Here is a 19,755-nt window from a genome sequence, read left to right as displayed (position 1 = left end):
AGAACTGCTGCCATCAACCCATCCGCGGCCCCGGCCGGCTCTCTTCCTGCTGCCGCTCCTGGGCTTGCGCCAGCTGCTGCGACCGCTCCCGGTCCTGGCCGCCGAGGCTCCGGTTGGCCGCTGCATACTGCTGCTCCGGTGCGACCGCCAGGGCGTCCTGTGTTGGCATCTGCGCCCGGTTGGCGGCGGGGTCCGATGACGCGCCCGGTCCGGAGCGTGTCACGAACAGCGTGGTGCCCGCAGCACGGGTATCGGTGGCTTCACTCAATGCCGCGTCTACTTTGTCGCCGGGCTTGAACCCGGCGTCTGCCGCAAGCCGGTAGGCGCTGGCCAGCAGGCGGTCGCTGCTCTGGTCCCACGGCTTGTTGTTCTTCTCATCCAGCATCGCTACCGACGAGCGCAGCTGTTCCAGCAGCCCGCTGCCATCTGGGCGCAGGGCTGTGCTGTGGTGCCGTTCTACGTCAGCGTCGTGCTGCGTGGCAGGCCTGGAGGTGTGTGGCGGCGATGCATTCGGTGCGGGCTCAGGTGAAGTTGGCGCGCGCGGCAAGGCATCCGCGGGCTGCTGTTCGGCAGTCGAGTGCTGCACGTGTGCCTGAGCAATCTCCTCTGGCGTGGTGATGCAAACGATCTGCATGCGCTCGTCATCTTTCCCAGCCAGTGTGGCCAGCGAGCCATCCTTCTGTACCTGCAGCGTGAACGTGCCGAAGTCGGGCACGGCGCGTGCGTGATCCTGTGCAACGGCGGCTACGGCGTCATCAATCTCTTCGGCACTGTGCACAATGCCGGCACTACGGTAGGCGTCCACCACCTGGCTGCGCAGGCTGTACTCGGTTGGCGTGGGGTTGGCCCGGGCGATGTCGGCCATGGACGTCAGCTCCTGTACGCCGGCCTGCTGGCTCTGTCGCGTACGATTGAGCTCCTCGATGATGCTGCCCTCGGCCGGGTTGGTGCCGTACACCCAACCCGGCGTTTGCCACTGCCCGTTGGCGTCCTGCGTGTACTTCTCGCCGTTGGAAGCGTGCAGGGGCTGCGTCTGGGTCAGCGCGTTGGTGATCACCTCCGGTACCGGCTCAATGGTGGCGAACTCGTGCCAGTTGTACTGGTTGAACGCCACCTGGTAACGGGCGGCGAGCGCCTCCGGCGTGTTCAAGGCGTTCTGGGCAATGATGCGCTGCGATTCCCGTTCCAGTTGGCCGGATTTTTCCGGGCTTACGGGCACGGTGTAGTCGAAAGGGACGCGCCCATCAATCATCGAGTGGATGGAGAGGTTCCATTCGCCGTTGTGCGGATTGCGCACGTAGTGGCGGTTGGTTTCAAACGGCTCGCGCGGCGGCGTGCTCTCGCCGCCTGCATCGAGCTTGAAGGGGTTCTGCGGCTTGGGCAGGTTGGCCATGCCCAGTGAATAGGAGTCGTTGGCGGCTTTGTAGTTCAGTTCATCCAGCAGCCGGCCACCGGCGACCATGGTGGTCTCGCGGTAGCTTCCGTCGGGCTGCGGCGTGCGCACGCTGCGGCTCCAGGTGCCCTTTGCATCTTCCGGATCGCGGCTCCATTCGTTGCCGTTGCGGTCCACCTGGGTGTAAACGGCTTTCTTGTCCTGGTACTGGGCCCAGTACTCACCGGCAAAGCCACCGGCCACCCCGCCCAACAGCCCGGTAGCCAGCGCACCTGGCCCGGTCCACGAGCCGGTAACCAGGCCGTACCCCGCGCCCAACAGGAAGCCGCCGCCAAAGCCGCCCGCGGTACGCCCCACGAAGTGGGTGGCAGCAGATTTTGCGCCGGCGTCGTTGCCCTCGCTGCGCAACTCGGCCACGCGGTGGCCGGTGATGGCGAAGTCCACGGCCAGAGCGGCGACGCCAGCGGCACCGAGTACGCGCGCGCCGGTAATCTGTCCGCGCCCGGTGGCAGCTTCGGCGGCACCTTCCGCAGCGCCCGTTCGCCCAGCAGAGCCAGCCAGTTCCGGAGCCGTGGTTGCCGGGCCAGGGCGCACGAGGGTCAGTGGCATCTCCGGGTTGAACGCAGTGCGTACCCGGGCGGCGGTCTGCTCGCTCAACGGCAGGCGGCCGCCCTGGTTGGCCTCTTGAATGGCGGTGCCCAACGATGCGCGGCCACCCCAGCGCTCGCTCAGGGTGGAGTTGCCGGGTTCGTCGATGGCATCCAGAGCCAACCTCACATTGGCCTCGGACTGGGTGACGCCGCGCCAGCGTAACTCGGACGGATTGAGCGTCTTCAGTTCCGCGATCTGCGTGGCGTGGGTGCGCTGGTAGCCGTCCAGATCAGAGAAGAAGGTGCGGACCTTGGCGTTGGCTTCCGCCGGGGTCATGTTCTCGGGCGTGTTGGTGACCAGGTCGCCGTTGAGGATGCCGGCGCGAAGCGTGAATTCCAGGTTCTGGATGCGGGCACCCATACGCTCGGCCGCGGCGGCCCGCACATCCGGCGGAGTCTCCTTCGACAGCAAGGCTCGGCCATCGGATGTTTCCGCGAGGTCGTCGAGAACGAACTTCAGTTGATCCGAGTACGCACTCAACGGGCCGCCCGAGTGTGGCGAAATACTCAACCTGGTCGCCAGCGCAGGGTTCGCGGGCAGGTTGAGAATGTTGTTGGGTCCGTGGAGCGCGAAATGACCGCTCCTGGCAAGCGACTTCAGTAGCTGGCTTTGCTCGAACGCAATCTGTTCGATCAGATGGTGTCCCTGAAAAACCGGTGTGTCGGCCATGCGCACCACCTCATTCAAGAATCCGTTTGAAAGAGCTCGTCTTAAATATCGGCTACATCGCGCAGCCGTACGCCGGAAAAGCTGGTGGCACTCAACGCATCAAACATCACGCGGTCGCAGATGGGCGGTGCGCCCATGCGCTCCTGGCGGAAGATATGGGCATCCCCCACAACATCCTGTTTAAACACCAGGCTGGCGCCGCCGACAAGGCTGTAAAGTTTCTCGTCCTCGCCGGTCTGATAGTTGTGGTCGAGCTTGATCCTCACGCGGGAAGCGGCTTCGTCCAGGGCATCGAGCCTGCGCAGCACATTGCCCAGGTAGTACTGAGGGCCGGGGCTGCCGTCGGCAAGGCTGAAGTCGCAGGCCACAAAGGCAAACGCCGCGGCGTCCAACTGCTCAAACAGCTGCTTCAACGGCTCCGACACAATCCAGATGCCAGCGAGCTCTTCCAGATCGCGTGGCATTCCGCCCTTCTCAGGTACATGAACCAGATGGGGGCGTTCCGGATACTGGCCGGGCGTTCCATCAGGACGCGAGATGACATTCATCCCCGGATCGATCAGCTTCTCTTCGTTGGCGATCTCTATACCGGGAACCCCGCCGTTGCTCAGCAAGCCTGCGTCAATCAGGAAGAATTCGCCCTTGTGAGATGCGGCTTCGGCTGAAACTTCGGTGGCGGTCGATTCGGTCACGGGGGCTTCCATCATGGATGCGGGGGTAGAACGGGAAAAGCCGTTGAGCCGATGCTAGCGGGGCTTCAGCGCAGCCACAAGTTGCGCCGAAACGGTGCCGGCGGCACGTGATTCACGCGATTCTTCGGGGACGTCGGAACAATGCCGAGGATGATGCTGCCATTCCTTCCACTGCCTGCAATGGTCTGCTGGACGGACGGAATGACGAGGGAGGTTCCGGCCAAGGGCGGCCTGGGTCCTTGAACGTGCATCGCTGGTCATCAGGCACCGACCTGTCAAGGCGCCCAAGCCGTGCCTCGACCCACGAAGGCTCCGCACGCTCCACCAACAACCGGCCCTCACTCTGGTGCAGATCCAACCACCGCTCGAAGCTGGCACGTAGACGCTCGATGTCCGGCGCCCGCCACCGCGCATCGGCAGGCATGCGGATCAGCACGCGCGAGGGCGCGTTCTCCACGTCCAGCACCAGAACGCCCTTGCAGCGGATCTCGAAGGACGTCAACCCGGCATAGCGCGTGTGCAGTTCAAAGCCTTCCTGCGCCTTCGCAGTGACGAAGCCCAGCGCATCACTGTGCAGCAACCGGTAATCGGCCGGTTGCAGCTTCTGGTAGGCCCACACCTGATCGCCCGCGGGCTCGGGCCACGCTGCCCATACTGCGCCGATCACCGCCATGCACGCCGCCACAGCGGCAAGACCGTACTGCTTCATTCGTCACCCCGCACATAGGTAGAAGGGCATGCGTTGCTGGCGGGGCGCTCAGTCCCTTGGCCGAACCCGCTCGTGGATGAAAGCGGTAAGTGCCAGGTCGGCCATCACCAACCCCTCCATCACCCGGTCGCCCACGTATTGCTCGGGCTCGCCGTTCTGGCGCGTGCGCTCGGCCGCCAGCAGGATCTCCTGCACGATGCGCTGCCCGGTGAGCGCGCAGTCGGCGTCGGACAACTGCATCTGCCGGCTGCGCAGGTGATGGCGCTCCGGCCAGGGCTGGCCGTCGGCCGCAGCGCCCGCGCCGATGGCGTGCAGGATGGCGATGAGGCTGTTGGGGTCCGGGGCCGGGGCGGCCGAGGGCGCTTCCTGGATGGGGCGCGGGGGAGGGGAGTGCGGTGTGGTCATGGCGGGCTCCGTGCAAGCAGGCGGAAGCCGCCACCGATAAAGGTGGCGGGCAGGGCGTGGCTCGAAAACCGGTGTGTGATGATCGCCGGCGGGCACGAGGCCCCCACGCCCCGCCCGCCATAGCCGGCAGACGGATTGCCAGCCGGCACCACGCAAGGTGATACCGGCTGGCAAGCGCAAACTTCATCACAACAACGGGTTTTCGAGTCCCGGCCACCGATGCACGGTGGCGGAGCAACGATTACTCGTCGTTGTGTGGAATGCCAAGGGATAGGGGGCAATGCCGCCAAAACCCGAGACGTTTTTGGCATTGTCGCATAGCGTGGAAAGGGGCGAGAGCCTTGGCGGGCTAGGCGTACAGGCACTTCTGGAACGGAGTCTTCAAATTCTTCCGCCAGAGACGCCAAGCGCGGCAAAAGCGACAGCACTCGCCCATCGGACATGCGTGATCGCTCATGCAACCGAACCGTTGCGACACCCGCTAGATGGTTTAAATGACTTCCTGCCTATTGAACCTACCGAGTGCCGCGCGCAATCTGACTACCGCTGTAGTCACTCAAGGCCGCCCTGCCCGCAGCAGCAAGGTTCTGCAGCGTTCGAATGGATTCCACCCACTGGCGCAGGCCAAAACAAGGATCACTGCACGTGCAACGTCGCAGCCGACTGCTTCTCTCCGCGGGTCTGGTCCCGCTTCCGTGGTTCATGTTCTGGACCAGCGTTGCCGCCGTGTTCGCACCGGGCTACAACCCGCTTGCGCAGCACGCCAGCGAGCTGCTGCAGGCGCCAACGCTCGCAAGCATCTGCGCCAGGATTGCCGCCATCGGCTCTGGCGTAGGCTTCGTGGCGTTTGCCATCGGGGTATGGCGGGAGTCCGGCCGCCGGATTGCCGTCGGCGCGATCTGCTGGATGATCTTTGGCATCTCCATGCTGACCAACGGGCTCTGGCCCATGGGCCATCCGATGCACGGCTTCTACACCATCGGTATCGCAAACATCATTGCACCGGCGATGTCGCACATCGAATTGAGCGCTTGGTCTGCCAACCGAAGGGCGTACGCCGTGACCGCTGTGGTGAGCATCGGGGCCATCGTCTATCTCTGGTTGAACGTGGTGGGAGTGGATCCGGAGGGGCTCAGGGGGCTGACCCAGCGCGTGTTCTCGTCGATCAACTCGCTGTGGCCATTCCTGGTTGCGCTGTACCTGCTGCGAAGGGATTCAAGCGCGCTGAAGGCGCAGGCTGCGCATTGATGGAAGGGTATGCAGACATTTGGGCGACGATTGAGCGTGCGGAGTTGAGAGCAAGATGAGGATTTTTCGCCGCCAGCTGATCTACGTCAAAGTGCACCAGCACCATTTTACTGCGCGGTTGGTCGGTGGAGACAGGACCATCCGTCGCCAGTGTCATGCCCTTGGCAATCGCGCGGGTCCGATCAAGGACTTCTCGAATATCCGGCCCCTGCTCAAGGCGATCTTCTCGGAACTCATGCCTGGGTTCTGTCTCGTCAAGCCGTGGGCGATTCTGCACTTCGATCCGGTTGAGTACCCGGTCACGAAGGAAGAACTGGCCGGGTTTCAGAAGGCTGCCATGCAAAGCGGCGTGAGCTTCTGTTTTCTCTCCACCTGGGAGCAGCGGCATGAAGACAAGGATGTGTTGGAGATGTTCAAGTAGTGCCGGCCCGATACTTCGTTCCAGGCCAAGCAAATTCGTGGTTGGACCTGTTCGAGGCACTGCGAGAGTCCGCTATTGGCCGAAAGCGGATGTGCCGCCACCAGGCAACGCGGCAAAGAGTGTTGGCGCCCGCGCTCGACCCAAAGCGCACCCTCGAAGTCGCTAGTGCTGGTCTCGTCGATCCGGCGATACGTCGGCTTGTAAGCCTGACTCAGTAGACCTAAGATCGAGGCGTATAAAGTGGACAGCCCGCCATACGGTACTCTGTGGATAAGCCGTATAGCCAGACCCACGGGTCCGGCTATTAGTTAGATAGTTAGCTCTCAGCACCCAACTATGTCGACTGAAGAAGTATTCATCAGCTATAGCTACGACTCACCCGCTCATGTGCAGCGCGTACTTGAGCTGTCCAATCGCCTCCGTAGCGAAGGCATAGATTGCGTTCTTGATCAGTATGAAGAGTCGCCATCGGAAGGCTGGCCACGCTGGATGGACAAGAAGATTCGTGATGCAAAGCATGTACTAATCATTTGCACAGAGACATATCTGAAGCGCCTGATGGGCGACGAAGCTCCCAATAAGGGGCTGGGCGTCAAATGGGAAGGAACTATTGCTTACCAGCACCTCTACAACTCAGGCTTAGACAACCAAAAGTTCATCCCCGTTATTCTCGAGGAGACGGACTACCCGTTCATTCCTGTTCCACTTCAGCCATACACCCATTACAACGCCTCAGAGCCGGTGCGTTATGACCGCCTATACAAGCGCCTGACCGGCCAGTCGCATATCGAAAAACCAGAACTTGGTCAAAGGCGTCCGTTGCCATTTAAGCCGGTAAAGACCGACCCAAAACTTTTCTTTATTTCACCAATAGACATTGATCTATGGAACGAAGCGAAGTGGCGGGCGACCTTTTTCATGTTCGCTCAAGGTGTGCCACCTGTCCTCGGATTGGCATTCTTAAATGAGGAAGCCGCTCGAAAGATATTCAAAGGCTGGCGAGATCGCTTCGGCGACAACGATGACCATGAGGAGATTCGCGTGTCCATTATTGAAGGTGATATTCCCGGCGAAGATCCAGGCTACACCGTAATCGTTGGCCCAGACATTGATGGTTTTTCGGCTCGGTACAAAGAGTCGGGGATTGAGATTAAAGATGACTTATTGATGTGCGTCAGTCGTCTCAATCGCATGACACCGCCGCCTGAGAGCATGAATCTTGAAAACTTCAAAGCTGGCTATAGGGCTCATAAAACTTACTATCTGGTTCCTGGGGTAATCTCAGAAGGTAACAGCCAGATGAAGCCGCTCACTGACCTCGCAATCTTTAAGAGCAAAGTTCAATTCAGGCATGTAAGTGAGATTGGCGAACACGACGTTGATACGATAATATTCAAAGATCCAGAGTGCGAACTGAAATAGCTGAGAGCTAACAATTCATTCAAGCCAACGCTGCTTAGCGGCCCGGCTTAATTCAAGACTTAGACGCCGAGGAAGAACTGCGTGGAAGAGTCGAAATTTCAGGAGCTACTTGCTGTAAATAAGGCAGTGATTGTTCACTTTTCCCATTTTGCGGAGATGGCACACGCTGTCGAATTTCCATGCGACCTCCAGCATGCGATTAGCGCTTTTGAGAACGAGACAAGATCGTGCTGTGCGATCTCACCCGGACACTCCATGGATCTTCCAGGAGCTGTCGGCGTAATTTTCGCTCCAACCTTCGAGCAAGTGCTATCTGTTCTTGCACATGATTCCGGATCATCGGACTTCGGCGGAACCGAAAATTCAGGCGGCAATTTCCCCACTGAGAAAACAATAGTCGACAGCTTCGACGCGCCTTATGGCGGGTACAACGAGTGGAGAATTCGCGGCGCCAAACCGATAGGAATATTTGTTGCCAATCCGAGCGATATCACAGTCAAGAAAAAGCAGGAGCTCTCCTTCAATGGAGAGCATATTGTGACCTTCGGCTGTGAGTCCATATCGCTCTCATCGGTTCACTCGTCATTTCTAGACCTGCAGATATTCACCATGAGCCCCAATGGGCTAGTCAAGATCACCCCGATTGACACCTAACAATCCATTCAAACCGACGCCGCTTCGCGGCCCGGCTTAGTTTCAGTGTTCTACGTCCGCTTCTGGCAGGAAGCGGAGATGCCCGTGTCAGAGAGCGTTACGAAACCTGCTACTGGGCACTTACGTCTTTTCAACTGGAACCTTGCCATGCAGCAAGCGATTAATTTTCGTCTGGTTGGTTCCAAAGTGCCCGGCAATCTTCTCTTCACTCATTCCCCGGCGCTTCATATCGCTGATCGTGTCCACGTCTTTATCAGTAAAATTCTGAGTTACTTTAGACTCAATACAAGTCTTCAATTCATCGACCTGTTTCTGAATACTCTGAAGCTTCATAATTGAATCTAACGCTTCTTGAGGTGTTTTAAACATTCCCTTTGACATATCATCAATCATAGATTTCTTAGTGGCAGTGAGCTGATCTGCTGCTGCATTCAGATTTGCCACGGTCGCACGTGTGAATTTCGCTTCTGCATTAGCATTAGCAACAATTGAAGCAACAACATAGTCTTCTGGCCGAGACATGTTCCGTACCCATTAAGCATGCTGAGAAAGTGAATGAATAGTCTATTCATTCACTTTCCGGGTGTCAAGGCGCAAGCGGCTGTCATGGCTACAGAAGTTAGCGGGCTCAACGGCCTAACAAGGCCTTCAAGCGGAACTCCTGTCGCGAGTCGGCATGATTCCTAAGATCCCATTAGAAGTGACTTCAACTGCCTCGCGTATGCAAGGCAGGAACAGACTTCGTCTGTTGTCACTTAACCGAGGCACTCAGCACTGGTGCGAGCGCTGGGTTCTCTTGGGCAAGCTAGCCACGCGGCGAGGCCGCACCCGACCCCAATGCGGGTTAACAAAGCTCGTCAAAGCTGAATCTGCTTCGCTGGTCGATTGAGCTCTGCAGTCGCGAACGTCTGCAACTGGCCGAAAGCGGACATCGTTCGACAACCTGCTGCATTGATCTTCCGTCAGCCAAAGCACGGGTCTCTCCTTCCCTCAGTTGATGATCTCCCCACTCCCTGACGCCACAAATTCCTTCAACTGCCGAACGAACTCCGCGTCATAGAGCTCCCACTCCGTAATCTCCCCCACCACCCGCAACGGCTGCGCACTCCGATACGACCGCGTCGGATTCCCGGGAAACTTCTTGTTGGTCACGTTCGGGTCGTCCTCAAACGGCCCGGTCGGCTCCACCACATACACGCGCGGCCGCCCTTCACCCCGGGCCATCTCCGCAGCCAGCCCGGCGCCCTTGGCAATCGTGGTGAAGTAGATGTGGTTCATCACCACACTGTCGCGATAGTTGGACCTGAAGCCCGCGCTCAGCAGTTCGCCCACCGCGAGGTCAGCGCGGGTACCGTGATAGAACGGCCCGGCGACCTGGTCGCAGGTGTCATGCGAAACGGGTGTCCATTCGGTGTCCTGCGTCATCGCTGCTGCCCCTCTCTGTGCTGCCGGATCGACAGGCCGGCGAGTCTAGGGCGTCCGGTGGGCCTTGCTGCAAGGCCCCATCCGGGAAATAATCTGTAAACGGGAGGCGCGGTGCGCCTCTTTTTTTCATTCTGCGGCGCCGCGGCCTTCCAGCTCGCGTACGGCCTGTTCCAGCGCGTCCAGCTTCTCGCGGGTCTTCAACAACACTGCGCGCTGCACTTCGAACTCCTCGCGGGTAACCAGGTCGAGCTTGGCCAAGCCCGCCTGCAGCGCGCTCTTGAAGGTGGCCTGCAACTCCTCGCGCGATTCGCGCAGGCCCGGCGGCACCAGGTCGCTGAGGCGACGGGCGAGGTCATCGATTTGATTCAGGTCGATCATGGGGTGCTCCGTGGGGGTGGGCCCGTGCATCCGGCGCGGGCAGGCCGATCCGGCACAAGGATACTGCCGGCACCCATTGCTCGGACAGGCCGCAGCGGCTTCGCACGGGCCACGTTCAGGCGCTATCCTCCACGCCGGAAGACAGGAGATAGACGATGAAGATGGTCATGGCGGTGATCAAGCCGTTCAAGCTCGACGACGTGCGCGAAGCGCTGGCCGAGCGTGGGGTTACCGGGATTACGGTGACGGAAGTGAAGGGCTTTGGTCGCCAGAAGGGCCATACCGAGCTGTACCGCGGCGCCGAGTATGTGGTCGATTTCCTGCCGAAGGTGAAGCTGGAAGTGGCGGTGACCGATGACCAGGTTGAAGCGGTGGTCGAGGCCATCGTGAAGGCGGCGGGCACCGGCAAGATTGGTGACGGCAAGGTGTTCGTGTACGACCTGGGCAGCGTGGTGCGTATTCGTACCGGTGAACTGGACGCGGACGCGTTGTAAGCAGCCGGCGGGAATCTGTAGAGCCGAGCCCACGCTCGGCTGCATTTCGCGCGATGCAGGAACAGCAGCCGAGCGTGGGCTCGGCTCTACAAAGAGCGGTAACGCGGTCGAGCGAGCTCGACCCCTACCGCCGCTTGGCCCACGTGTAGAACCGCTTCCAGCCCTGCCGCACTGCAGCTACCCAGCCCGGGTCGGCCACCAGCGCGGCCTGCGCAGCACTCGGCGCTTGGCCGGTCACGCGCTGGCGGATCTTCAGCAGGTTCTTCATGTCGCTGCGGCGCATCTGCCGGCTCAGCGGGTTGCGGCGCAGCCAGCGCGGGGCGCGCCAGGCCGAGGTGAAGTCCAGCAGCACCGGCACGCCGCCGCTGACCACCACGTTGGTGCCATGCAGGTCGTTGTGGGTGATGCCGGCGGCGTGCAGGCGGCTGAGCGCGTGCTGCAGCTGCTCGAACACTTCATTGCCCACGGCCTGTGCGCTGCTGAGCGTCTGGCCGGGAATGAATTCCATGCCCAGTGCCAGGCCACCGAGGGTGCCGAGCAGGGCCGGGGCGTGCTTCCAGCCGCCCAGGCGCTGCAGCATGCGCGCCTCGCGGCGGACCATCAGCCGGGCGACGGGCGACAGCGGGGTGCCGCGATAACGGGAATAGTCCTTGATGACCGCCTCGCGCCCGTCCAGGCAGGTGCGGTAGACATCGGGGGCCAGGAAACGCTCGCCGCGCTTGAGCAGCAGCGGCGCCGCGGCGTCATCGCCGCAGGAGGAGAGGGGCGTAGCAGGGAGGTACATATCAGGGTCTCGGACGACCCGGTGGGCGGCGCAAAGCGTCAAGCGAACCGGTGTTACAGGGAGTTACTAAGTTTTCGTTAATTTTAGTACTCGCCAGTTCGCTATTCCACGATTTGTCGGAGAAATGTCGGGGTCGTGGCTGGAACAGTTCGTCACGCAGAATCGGACAATTCCGTCTCACTTATAAGGCTTGCCCAGTTGAATCAAGGGGTTGGTTGCGCTTTTGGCCCATTCATCGGCGCCGCGCTGAATGCCACGCACGTCCGGCTTGACCCCGGCGCACGGCCTGCCGACCATAAGCTGTTAATTCGCGACATCGGCGGCCGCCCCTCCATGGCACGTCCCCGTCCCCTGCCGCGTTCCCCACCGGTGCTGGCCGCCTGGCCGTGCATCGCCCCCGTTTCCCGATCCGGCCGCGGCTGGAGGAAAGTGCTTTGACTATCAAGATCGTACTGGCAGTGCTGTTCGTGGCCTGCGTGCTGTACATCCACTTCCGTGGCAAGGTCCGCGCGCGCTGGTCGCGCCAGCTGCTGGACCACTCCAGTTTCATGGCCCCGATCAACGTGGTCATGTACATGTTCTCGAAGGTGCCGACCACGCCGTTCCTGGACCCGGGCAAGGAGTTCCCGCAGCTGGAACCGCTGCGCCAGAACTGGCAGATGATCCGCGACGAGGCGCTGGCGCTGCGCGATGCACAGAAGATCGCCGCTTCCAGCAGCTTCAACGATGCGGGTTTCAACTCGTTCTTCCGCCGTGGCTGGAAGCGCTTCTACCTGAAGTGGTACGGCCCGTCGCACCCGTCGGCGAAGACGCTGTGCCCGAAGACCGTGGCGCTGATCGAGTCGATTCCGGACGTGCGTGCGGCGATGTTCGCGCAGCTGCCGCCGGGCAGTGAACTGCGACCGCACCGCGACCCGTTCGCCGGTTCGCTGCGCCTGCACCTGGGCCTGACCACGCCCAACGACGATGGCTGCTACATCGAAGTGGACGGCATCAAGAAGAGCTGGCGCGATGGCGAGTGGATGATGTTCGACGAGACCTACATCCACCATGCGCACAACGAGACGCAGGAGGATCGCGTGATCCTGTTCTGCGACATCGCCCGTCCGCTGCGTTTCGGCCTGCCGGGCCTGTTCAACCGTGCGGTGGCGGCCACGCTGCTGGCCGGCGGTGCTTCGCCGAACCTGCCGGGTGACCCGACCGGTGGCGTCAACAAGGCATTCGGTGGCCTGTACAAGGTGCGCCTGAAGGCCAAGGCGCTGCGCGAGCGCAGCGTGGTGGCCTACCAGCTGATCAAGTGGGGCCTGGTGGTGGCGGTGATTGCCGGTATCTGGGCGCTGTGATCGAACCGCCGCCGGGTCGCGCGCGGGGGATGTTGTAGAGCCGAGCCCATGCTCGGCTGCTTCTGCGCGAAATGCAGCCGAGCATGGGCTCGGCTCTACAGAAAGCAGAAACCCGCGCTGTCGCCAGCGCGGGTTTTTCTTTTACTTCAGTGCCGCCTGCACGAACGGCGGGGTCACCAGCACGCCGGTGTGCAGCGCGGCGGTGTAGTACAGGGTGTTGAAGGTCTTGGCGGCCGAGTCGGCCTGGCGGAAGTCGAAGCTGCTGTCGCCCTTGCGCGCCATGGTCACGCTCCACCAGCCGGTCGGGTAGCACGGCTGCGGGAACGGCAGGGTCTTGAACGAGCCGAAGCCGGCCTTGCCCATCTCGGCGCGCATCTCGTTGATCAGGTCCAGCTGCATCAGCGGCGACTCGGACTGCTGCACCAGGATGCCGTCGTCCTTCAGGGCCTTGAAGCAGCTCTCGTAGAACGCCTTGTTGAACAGGCCTTCACCCGGGCCGACCGGATCGGTCGAGTCCACGATCACCACGTCCACGCTTCCGGCCGGGCAGTTGGCCATGTAGGCCACGCCGTCGTCGAACAGCAGCTCGGCGCGGGCGTCGTCATTGGAGTCGCACAGTTCCGGGAAGTGCTTGCGCGCCATCACGGTGACCTGCTCGTCGATATCGCACTGGGTCACGCTTTCCACGCCGGTGTGCTTGAGCACTTCGCGCAGGGTGCCGCAGTCGCCGCCACCGATGATCACCACGCGCTTGGGCGCGGCGTGGGTGAACAGCACCGGGTGGCTGATCATCTCGTGGTAGAAGAAGTTGTCCTTGCTGGTCAGCATGATGGCCCCGTCGATGGTCATCAGGTTGCCCCAGTCGGTGGTCTGGAAGATCTCGATCTTCTGGAACGGCGACTGCACCTCGTCCAGCTTGCCGGTGATGCGGTAGCCGATGGCCGAGCCGGTGCGCTCGAAGTGTTCGATGTACCAGTTGTTGCTGTCAGTCATTGGAAAACAGTCCTGTTCGGAGGGGTGGAGCCGGGCTGGCGGGCGGGGCCGCGTGGCACAGATGCCACATCCGGACGGATCGGCCCGTTCAGGTTGAAACCTGTCACGGGCGCGGGCGCGCATGATAACGAACCTGTGGGCATATAGGCGTTATCATGCCCCCCCTTTTATTGCCAACAAGGCCGACTGAAATGACCGATTGGTCCCTCGACCAAGCCCGCAAGACCTACTCGATCCCGCATTGGGCGGATGGTTACTTCGACGTGGATCAGGCCGGGCACATGGTGGTGAGACCGACCGGGGCGGACGGCCCGGTGGTGTCGCTGCCCAAGGTGGTGGACGCTGCGCGCGCCGCCGGCGCCAAGCTGCCGCTGCTGGTGCGCTTCCCCGACATTCTCGGTCAGCGCCTGGGCAAGCTGCAGGCGGCCTTCGCCCAGGCCCAGCAGGACTGGGACTATGCCGGCGGCTATACCGCTGTGTACCCGATCAAGGTCAACCAGCACCGCGGCGTGGCCGGCACCCTGGCCAGCCACCACGGTGAAGGCTTCGGTCTGGAAGCGGGCAGCAAGCCCGAGCTGATGGCCGTGCTGGCGCTGTCGCGCCCGGGTGGCCTGATCGTCTGCAACGGCTACAAGGACCGCGAGTACATCCGCCTGGCCCTGATCGGTCGCAAGCTGGGCCTGCAGACCTTCATCGTCATCGAGAAGCCGTCCGAGCTGAAGCTGGTGCTGGAAGAGTCCAAGGCGCTGGACGTGAAGCCGGGCCTGGGCGTGCGCATGCGCCTGGCCTCGCTGGGCGCCGGCAAGTGGCAGAACAGCGGTGGCGACAAGGCCAAGTTCGGTCTGTCACCGCGCCAGCTGCTGGACCTGTGGAAGTCGCTGCGCGATACCGAGTACGCCGACTGCCTGAGCCTGCTGCACTTCCACATGGGCTCGCAGATTTCCAACGTGCGCGACATCGCCAACGGCATGCGCGAAGCTACCCGCTATTTCGTCGAGCTGTCACAGCTGGGCGCGAAGATCACCCACGTGGACGTGGGCGGTGGCCTGGGCGTGGACTACGAAGGCACCCGTTCGCGCAGCTTCTGCTCGATCAACTACGGCCTGAATTCGTATGCCAGCAACATCGTGCAGCCGCTGGCCAGCGCCTGCGAAGAGCACGGCCTGACTCCGCCGCGCATCGTGACCGAGTGCGGCCGCGCGATGACCGCACACCACGCGGTGCTGATCGCCAATGTCTCTGAAGTGGAGCAGGCGCAGGAAGGCCGCGTGCCGGACCAGCACGACGACGAGCCGGCGGCGATCCGCCACCTGCGCGAAATCCATGAGGAACTGGACGTGCGCCCGGCGGTGGAACTGTTCCAGGAAGCGCAGCACTTCCACGCCGAAGGCCTGGCCAGCTACGCGCTGGGCCAGATCGACCTGCCGCAGCGTGCGCGCATCGACGACCTGTTCTATGCCATCGCCCACGGCGTGCGCGCGCGCCTGAGCTACGACGAAAAGAGCCATCGCCCGGCGCTGGACGAATTGAACGAGCGCCTGGTCGACAAGTACTTCGTCAACTTCAGCGTGTTCGAATCGATTCCCGATGCCTGGGCGATCGACCAGGTGTTCCCGATCGTGCCGATCGAACGCCTGAACGAAACGCCGGACCGTCGCGGCATCATCGCCGACATGACCTGCGATTCCGATGGCATGGTCAAGACCTACGTTGAGAACGAGAGTCTGGACAGCTCGCTGCCGCTGCACGCGATCAAGCACGGCGAAAGCTACCGCATCGGTTTCTTCATGGTCGGCGCCTACCAGGAAATCCTGGGCGACATCCACAATCTGTTCGGTGATACCGACGCGGTGGAAGTGCTGGCCGACGCCGATGGTTATGCCATCACCCAGCAGCGCCGTGGCGACACCACCGACGTGATGCTGGACTACGTGGGTTACAGGCTGGACGACCTGCGTGCGGCGTATGCCCAGCGCGTGGCGGCGGCCGATCTTTCGCCGGAACGTGCGCAGGAACTGTCGGAAGCGCTGGAAGCGGGCCTGACCGGCTACACGTACCTGTCCGACGAACCGCTGGTCTGATGATTACGGGAACGCCGGGCATGTCCCGGCGCTACCGGCCCCGATGAGCGCGCGCGCGATCTTCCACCTGTTCCTGCATGCCGCCGTGCCAGCCCTGCTGGCATGGCTGTTCTGGCGCAAGCGTTTCGCCTCGGCGTGGTTGCTGATGCTGCTGGGCTGGGTGATCGACCTGGACCACCTGCTGGCCGATCCGATCTACGCGCCCAACCGCTGCAGCATCGGTTTCCACCCGCTGCATACGGCCCCGGCCATCGCCGTCTACGCGGGGCTGTGCGTGCCGAAGAAAACGCGGCTGTTCGGCATCGGTTTGATCATCCACATCGTGCTGGACGCGATTGACTGCTGGTGGATGCATCACCGTTGATGGGGAACTGAAATGCCCGGCGAAGGCGGTAGAGTCGACTGTTAGTTGACTGCTCTTTGCTGAGGCGCTGGGAAATCCCGCGCTACGCGCAAAAGTCGACTAACAGTCGACTCTACCCGCTTGGCGTTCCAGCGCCAACGAGTCACCCCGCTGGCAACCACACCGTCGCCCGCAAACCTGGCTGCGCATTCTCCAACGCCAACCGCCCGCCGTAGCTGGCGGCGATATCGCCCGCGATCGCCAGGCCCAACCCGCTGCTGCCTTCACGCTCATCCAGCCGCACACCACGCTGGGTGACCCGTTCCAGCGCGTCTGCAGCCAGGCCGGGGCCGTCATCGCGCACTTCGATGCGTAGCTGCCCTTCGCTGGTTTCTGCTTCGACAGTGACCTGCCGTTGCGCCCAGCGCCCGGCGTTGTCCAGCAGGTTGCCCAGCATCTCTTCCAGGTCCGCACTGGCACCGGCGAACTGCAACGCCGGATCGATATCCGCCGCCGTGAACGCAATGCCACGTTCGCCATGCACGCGTGCCATCAGCCGGCACATCGCCTGCGCGACGGCCGCCACGTCGGTGCGTTGGCGATGGTCGGCGGCCAGTCCGGCAGCAAGGTAACGGTCGACGCTGGCCTGCATGCGCGCACTCTGCTCGCGCACGGTGGCACGCCAATGCGTACCGTCGCCGTCGGCCTCGGCGGCCAATACGCTCAGCGGAGTCTTCAGCGCATGCGCCAGATCCTGTGCACTGGTGCGTGCCCGCGCGACCATGCGCTGCTGGTGCTCCAGCAGCGCGTTGAGTTCTTCACCCAGCGGTGCGACCTCCGCGCCCAATCCGCGCGTTTCGATGCGCTGCGCATCACCGCGCCGTACGCGTTCCAGCTGCGCACCGAGGCGATGCAGCGGGCGCAGGCCGAAGTGCACCTGGCTGGCCAGCACCGCCAGCCACGCGGCGACCAGCACGCCCAGCGCGATGGCGGTGCGCTTGCGGAATGCAGCAACATCCGCGTCCAGTGCGCTGCGATCGGTGGCGACCACCGCCACGAACGGTTCGCGGGCGCGTGGCAGGCGCACCTGCTGCACGCGTGCGCGCAGCGATTGCTGCAGCGGCCCGGCCAGGTTGCGGGGGGGCGGGCCAGTGGCGGTGGCGGGAAGCGTTTCATCCCACAACGAGCGTGACTGCAGCAGCACGCGGCCGTCGGCACCGGCGATCTGCCAGTAAGCCCCGGAGAACACCCGCTGGAAGCGCGCATCGTTCGGTTCCTGGCGCAGCTGCAACTGGCCGTCGGGGGTGACTTCCATCTGCGCGACCAGGGTCAGCATGTCCTGCTGCAGTTCGTGGTCCAGCCGATCACGCGCGCTGCGCTTGAACAGTTCGCCCAGCAGCGCACTGGCCAGCAACGAGACCAGCAGCAGGCCGACGCCACCGGCCAGCAGCAGGCGCCGCCGCAGCGAGGGCTGCCGCGTCACGGCGCCGCCAGCCGCCAACCCTGGCCGCGCACGGTCTGGATCAGTTCGGTACCGAGCTTGCGGCGCACGCGCCCGAGCAGCACATCCAGCGCGTTGGAGTCGGGATCCAGCCCGCCCTCGAACACCTGTTCGCCGAGTCGATCACGGCCGATCACCTGGCCGCTGTGGTGGATGAAGTAACTGAGCAGGCGGAACTCCTGCGGGCTCAGCGCCAGCGGCTGTCCGTCCAGTTCGAAGCGACCGGCGTTGACGTCCAGCTGCAGTGGCCCGCAGTGCAGGCGCGGGCTGGCGTGGCCGTGGCTGCGGCGGATCAGGGCGCGCAGGCGCAGCACCAGTTCGTCGGCCTGGAACGGTTTGGTCAGGTAGTCGTCGGCACCGGCATCGAAGCCGGCCAGCTTGTCGTGCCAGCGCCCGCGCGCGGTCAGCACCAGCACCGGGAAGCCGCGGCCGTTGCTACGCCAGCGCTCGATCACGCTCAGTCCGTCCAGGCCGGGCAGGCCCAGGTCGACGATGGCCGCCTGCAGATCTTCGATCTGGCCGATCTCTTCGGCCTGGCGGCCATCGGCAACCACATGCACCACGTAGCCGGCCTGCTCCAGCAGGGGCACCAGGCGCTGCGCCAGCGCGGCATCGTCTTCGGCCAACAGGATGCGCATCAGTCGTCCAGCTCCGTCTTCAGCAGCTTTCCGCTGCGCGCATCATAGTCCAGCTCCACCACCACGCCGTCAGCGCGCAGGATCTCCACTTCGTAGACGCCGTCGTCCAGCTCCACTTCCAGCAGTTGCCCCGGGTAGCGCTTGAGTGCATCGCGCACCACGCTTTCCAGCGGCACGTAACGGCCTTGCTGCACGGCACGGCGCGCGACCTGCTGCGCCGGATCCTGCACGGGCGCAGCGGCGGTCGGGGTGTTGGCCAGGGCCAGCAGCAGGGGCAGGGTGGCGAGCATCGCGGGCGCATGAGGGAAGGGGGAACAGGCGTGAGTGTGCAGCGGCTGACTAACAGCGGGCTAACAGCGCCGGCTAAGGGGCTGTTAACCACCCCGTGCATCGTGGCGTTGCCGGGATGGTCCGGCCATGAACACGAACAGGAGAATCCCCATGTTGAAGTCGCTTGCCCTCGCCACCGTCGCCGCCCTGGCCATCGTACCGGCCGCTCAGGCCGCACCGCTGGGCATGGCCCAGGTTGAACAGACCCTGCGCAAGGCCGGTTACACCCAGATCCACGAGATCGAGCGTGATGACAGCCTGTGGGAAGCGGACGTGAGCCGCGCCGATGGCCGCTTCAGCGAGGTCTACGTGGACCCGAAGACCGGCGAGATCTTCGACGAGCACAACGGCCGCGCGCTGCTGACCACCGAGCAGGTGCTGGCACGGGCACAGGCACATGGCCTGCGCGAGATCCATTCGTTGGAACGCGATGGTGCCACCTGGTCGCTGGAAGCGCGCAATGCCCGCAACCAGAAGGTGGAAGTGCGCCTGAGCGGTTACGACGGCCGCATCCTGCACAGCGAGCGCGATGGCTGGCTGGATTGACGTTGGCTCATGTAGAGCCGAGCCCATGCTCGGCTTTGCGGCCAACCGTAGCCGAGCATGGGCTCGGCTCTACAGGAGCTGGCTTACCAGCCGAACGGCGGCGGGTAGTCCCAGTAGCCCGGGCCACGGCCGTAGTAGCCGCCATACGGACCGAAGAAGCCCGGGCCCTTGCCTTCGCTCACGTGGATGTTGACGTTGACCCCGTGGGTCTTGCCCTCATCGGTGGTGTAGTTCTTGCTCAGGTTCAGCGTGGCGGCGTTGTAGTGGCTGTTGCCGCCATTCTTGGAATAGCCGATGCCGGTGGTGAAGCTGCCGGACACCTTGACCTTGTCGTCGGTCACGTCGGCGATCTTCGCGTCGTCGTGCACGCGCGGGCCGCTCTTGTCGCCGTAGTACGTGCCCGGCGGGTCCTGCTGCAGGGCTGGGTCGTTGAGGTAGCGCATCGGCGCCTGCGGCAGCGTCAGGTCCAGGCCGGCCGCCTGCGGCGCGGTGGCGCCTGCGGCGGACTGGGCCAGCACGGTTCCCGGAAGGGCCAGGCACAGCAGCAGGGTCAGGCACAGCAGCAGGGTCAGGGGGCGGATCATGACAGCGCTCCAGCGGACAGGTGGCCACGCAACACGCGGCGGTACAGGCCG

At 63.1% G+C, this 19,755-nt stretch carries 22 protein-coding genes; 9 read left to right on the top strand and 13 right to left on the bottom strand.

Going from position 1 to position 19,755, the window contains the following annotated elements:
- Positions 1-13: 13 nt before the first annotated feature.
- The 4 genes from V3B41_RS04885 to V3B41_RS04870 form a co-directional block, all read right to left on the bottom strand.
- On the bottom strand, positions 14-2,713 hold the full coding sequence (locus V3B41_RS04885; RefSeq protein WP_329860271.1) for an XVIPCD domain-containing protein: 2,700 nt from the start codon (positions 2,711-2,713) through the stop codon (positions 14-16).
- 41 nt (positions 2,714-2,754) lie between these two features.
- Entirely contained in the window at positions 2,755-3,417 is a 663-nt protein-coding gene (locus V3B41_RS04880) for a DUF1629 domain-containing protein (protein ID WP_197632391.1), read from the bottom strand.
- A gap of 100 nt (positions 3,418-3,517) precedes the next feature.
- A complete protein-coding gene (locus V3B41_RS04875) occupies positions 3,518-4,078 on the bottom strand; it encodes a cold-shock protein (RefSeq protein WP_329860268.1) in 561 nt (186 codons plus the stop codon).
- 84 nt (positions 4,079-4,162) lie between these two features.
- On the bottom strand, positions 4,163-4,519 hold the full coding sequence (locus tag V3B41_RS04870; protein ID WP_295567354.1) for a hypothetical protein: 357 nt from the start codon (positions 4,517-4,519) through the stop codon (positions 4,163-4,165).
- A 645-nt stretch (positions 4,520-5,164) separates the two neighbouring features.
- On the opposite strand from V3B41_RS04870, the gene V3B41_RS04865 reads away from it, so the two are divergent.
- The 4 genes from V3B41_RS04865 (at position 5,165) to V3B41_RS04850 (ending at position 8,264) form a co-directional block, all read left to right on the top strand.
- Positions 5,165-5,767, top strand: coding sequence for a DUF998 domain-containing protein (locus V3B41_RS04865; protein WP_329860436.1), 603 nt, complete (start codon positions 5,165-5,167; stop codon positions 5,765-5,767).
- 55 nt (positions 5,768-5,822) lie between these two features.
- Entirely contained in the window at positions 5,823-6,188 is a 366-nt protein-coding gene (locus tag V3B41_RS04860) for a hypothetical protein (protein ID WP_197620752.1), read from the top strand.
- Positions 6,189-6,524: 336 nt separating this feature from the next.
- On the top strand, positions 6,525-7,610 hold the full coding sequence (locus tag V3B41_RS04855; protein ID WP_197620754.1) for a TIR domain-containing protein: 1,086 nt from the start codon (positions 6,525-6,527) through the stop codon (positions 7,608-7,610).
- A gap of 81 nt (positions 7,611-7,691) precedes the next feature.
- On the top strand, positions 7,692-8,264 hold the full coding sequence (locus tag V3B41_RS04850; protein ID WP_197620756.1) for a hypothetical protein: 573 nt from the start codon (positions 7,692-7,694) through the stop codon (positions 8,262-8,264).
- 120 nt (positions 8,265-8,384) lie between these two features.
- Here the strand turns inward: V3B41_RS04850 and V3B41_RS04845 are convergent, their stop codons facing one another.
- The 3 genes from V3B41_RS04845 to V3B41_RS04835 form a co-directional block, all read right to left on the bottom strand.
- Positions 8,385-8,786: a hypothetical protein gene (locus V3B41_RS04845; protein ID WP_197620758.1), complete on the bottom strand. Its 402-nt coding sequence runs from the start codon at positions 8,784-8,786 to the stop codon at positions 8,385-8,387.
- 468 nt (positions 8,787-9,254) lie between these two features.
- Positions 9,255-9,689 (bottom strand): NAD(+)--rifampin ADP-ribosyltransferase, encoded by a 435-nt coding sequence (gene arr, locus V3B41_RS04840; RefSeq protein WP_197620760.1) that lies wholly within the window; start codon positions 9,687-9,689, stop codon positions 9,255-9,257.
- Between the two features lie 126 nt (positions 9,690-9,815).
- Complete coding sequence (locus V3B41_RS04835) at positions 9,816-10,067, bottom strand: accessory factor UbiK family protein (RefSeq protein WP_197620762.1); 252 nt, start codon at positions 10,065-10,067, stop codon at positions 9,816-9,818.
- Positions 10,068-10,222: 155 nt separating this feature from the next.
- Here V3B41_RS04835 and V3B41_RS04830 point away from each other — a divergent pair, with 155 nt between their 5' ends.
- Complete coding sequence (locus V3B41_RS04830; protein WP_005411374.1) at positions 10,223-10,561, top strand: P-II family nitrogen regulator; 339 nt, start codon at positions 10,223-10,225, stop codon at positions 10,559-10,561.
- A 124-nt stretch (positions 10,562-10,685) separates the two neighbouring features.
- On the opposite strand, the gene V3B41_RS04825 is transcribed toward V3B41_RS04830, so the two are convergent.
- The gene (locus tag V3B41_RS04825; protein ID WP_197620764.1) at positions 10,686-11,345 is read right to left on the bottom strand and encodes an RIO1 family regulatory kinase/ATPase; all 660 of its coding nucleotides are present in this window, start codon (positions 11,343-11,345) and stop codon (positions 10,686-10,688) included.
- A 434-nt stretch (positions 11,346-11,779) separates the two neighbouring features.
- On the opposite strand from V3B41_RS04825, the gene V3B41_RS04820 reads away from it, so the two are divergent.
- Positions 11,780-12,688, top strand: coding sequence for an aspartyl/asparaginyl beta-hydroxylase domain-containing protein (locus V3B41_RS04820; RefSeq protein WP_049432008.1), 909 nt, complete (start codon positions 11,780-11,782; stop codon positions 12,686-12,688).
- Between the two features lie 141 nt (positions 12,689-12,829).
- Here the strand turns inward: V3B41_RS04820 and speE are convergent, their stop codons facing one another.
- The gene (gene speE / locus V3B41_RS04815; protein WP_049432009.1) at positions 12,830-13,681 is read right to left on the bottom strand and encodes a polyamine aminopropyltransferase; all 852 of its coding nucleotides are present in this window, start codon (positions 13,679-13,681) and stop codon (positions 12,830-12,832) included.
- Positions 13,682-13,872: 191 nt separating this feature from the next.
- Between speE and speA the strand changes: the two genes are divergently transcribed.
- Complete coding sequence (speA, locus tag V3B41_RS04810; RefSeq protein ID WP_329860261.1) at positions 13,873-15,762, top strand: arginine decarboxylase; 1,890 nt, start codon at positions 13,873-13,875, stop codon at positions 15,760-15,762.
- A gap of 43 nt (positions 15,763-15,805) precedes the next feature.
- Entirely contained in the window at positions 15,806-16,126 is a 321-nt protein-coding gene (locus tag V3B41_RS04805) for a DUF6122 family protein (RefSeq protein ID WP_049432014.1), read from the top strand.
- A gap of 142 nt (positions 16,127-16,268) precedes the next feature.
- Here the strand turns inward: V3B41_RS04805 and V3B41_RS04800 are convergent, their stop codons facing one another.
- From V3B41_RS04800 to V3B41_RS04790, 3 genes are read right to left on the bottom strand one after another with little or no spacing between them, the layout of a single operon-like run.
- Entirely contained in the window at positions 16,269-17,588 is a 1,320-nt protein-coding gene (locus V3B41_RS04800; RefSeq protein WP_295547303.1) for a sensor histidine kinase, read from the bottom strand.
- A complete protein-coding gene (locus V3B41_RS04795; RefSeq protein ID WP_295547300.1) occupies positions 17,585-18,244 on the bottom strand; it encodes a response regulator transcription factor in 660 nt (219 codons plus the stop codon). The genes V3B41_RS04800 and V3B41_RS04795 overlap by 4 nt, the downstream gene beginning before the upstream one ends.
- Entirely contained in the window at positions 18,244-18,534 is a 291-nt protein-coding gene (locus V3B41_RS04790) for a PepSY domain-containing protein (protein ID WP_049432022.1), read from the bottom strand. Before V3B41_RS04790 ends, V3B41_RS04795 begins: the two co-directional genes overlap by 1 nt.
- A 151-nt stretch (positions 18,535-18,685) precedes the next feature.
- On the opposite strand from V3B41_RS04790, the gene V3B41_RS04785 reads away from it, so the two are divergent.
- Positions 18,686-19,120: a PepSY domain-containing protein gene (locus V3B41_RS04785; RefSeq protein WP_043034271.1), complete on the top strand. Its 435-nt coding sequence runs from the start codon at positions 18,686-18,688 to the stop codon at positions 19,118-19,120.
- Between the two features lie 83 nt (positions 19,121-19,203).
- Here V3B41_RS04785 and V3B41_RS04780 read toward each other — a convergent pair whose 3' ends face one another.
- Positions 19,204-19,704 (bottom strand): hypothetical protein, encoded by a 501-nt coding sequence (locus V3B41_RS04780; RefSeq protein ID WP_329860256.1) that lies wholly within the window; start codon positions 19,702-19,704, stop codon positions 19,204-19,206.
- Positions 19,705-19,755: the final 51 nt, after the last annotated feature.

It is taken from the genome of Stenotrophomonas sp. SMYL89 (assembly GCF_036319985.1).
GTDB classification, from domain to species: Bacteria; Pseudomonadota; Gammaproteobacteria; order Xanthomonadales; family Xanthomonadaceae; genus Stenotrophomonas; species Stenotrophomonas maltophilia_Q.
The sequence above is the reverse complement of the archived record's forward strand: the minus strand, read 5'-3'. Positions and strand labels throughout refer to the sequence as shown.

Coding starts and splice junctions, on each gene's coding strand:
- V3B41_RS04885 (WP_329860271.1), bottom strand. CDS start 2,713: ATGGCCGACACACCGGTTTTTCAGGGACACCATCTGATCGAACAGATT.
- V3B41_RS04880 (WP_197632391.1), bottom strand. CDS start 3,417: ATGGAAGCCCCCGTGACCGAATCGACCGCCACCGAAGTTTCAGCCGAA.
- V3B41_RS04875 (WP_329860268.1), bottom strand. CDS start 4,078: ATGGCGGTGATCGGCGCAGTATGGGCAGCGTGGCCCGAGCCCGCGGGC.
- V3B41_RS04870 (WP_295567354.1), bottom strand. CDS start 4,519: ATGACCACACCGCACTCCCCTCCCCCGCGCCCCATCCAGGAAGCGCCC.
- V3B41_RS04860 (WP_197620752.1), top strand. CDS start 5,823: ATGAGGATTTTTCGCCGCCAGCTGATCTACGTCAAAGTGCACCAGCAC.
- V3B41_RS04855 (WP_197620754.1), top strand. CDS start 6,525: ATGTCGACTGAAGAAGTATTCATCAGCTATAGCTACGACTCACCCGCT.
- V3B41_RS04845 (WP_197620758.1), bottom strand. CDS start 8,786: ATGTCTCGGCCAGAAGACTATGTTGTTGCTTCAATTGTTGCTAATGCT.
- arr (WP_197620760.1), bottom strand. CDS start 9,689: ATGACGCAGGACACCGAATGGACACCCGTTTCGCATGACACCTGCGAC.
- V3B41_RS04835 (WP_197620762.1), bottom strand. CDS start 10,067: ATGATCGACCTGAATCAAATCGATGACCTCGCCCGTCGCCTCAGCGAC.
- V3B41_RS04830 (WP_005411374.1), top strand. CDS start 10,223: ATGAAGATGGTCATGGCGGTGATCAAGCCGTTCAAGCTCGACGACGTG.
- V3B41_RS04825 (WP_197620764.1), bottom strand. CDS start 11,345: ATGTACCTCCCTGCTACGCCCCTCTCCTCCTGCGGCGATGACGCCGCG.
- speE (WP_049432009.1), bottom strand. CDS start 13,681: ATGACTGACAGCAACAACTGGTACATCGAACACTTCGAGCGCACCGGC.
- speA (WP_329860261.1), top strand. CDS start 13,873: ATGACCGATTGGTCCCTCGACCAAGCCCGCAAGACCTACTCGATCCCG.
- V3B41_RS04805 (WP_049432014.1), top strand. CDS start 15,806: ATGAGCGCGCGCGCGATCTTCCACCTGTTCCTGCATGCCGCCGTGCCA.
- V3B41_RS04795 (WP_295547300.1), bottom strand. CDS start 18,244: ATGCGCATCCTGTTGGCCGAAGACGATGCCGCGCTGGCGCAGCGCCTG.
- V3B41_RS04790 (WP_049432022.1), bottom strand. CDS start 18,534: ATGCTCGCCACCCTGCCCCTGCTGCTGGCCCTGGCCAACACCCCGACC.
- V3B41_RS04785 (WP_043034271.1), top strand. CDS start 18,686: ATGTTGAAGTCGCTTGCCCTCGCCACCGTCGCCGCCCTGGCCATCGTA.
- V3B41_RS04780 (WP_329860256.1), bottom strand. CDS start 19,704: ATGATCCGCCCCCTGACCCTGCTGCTGTGCCTGACCCTGCTGCTGTGC.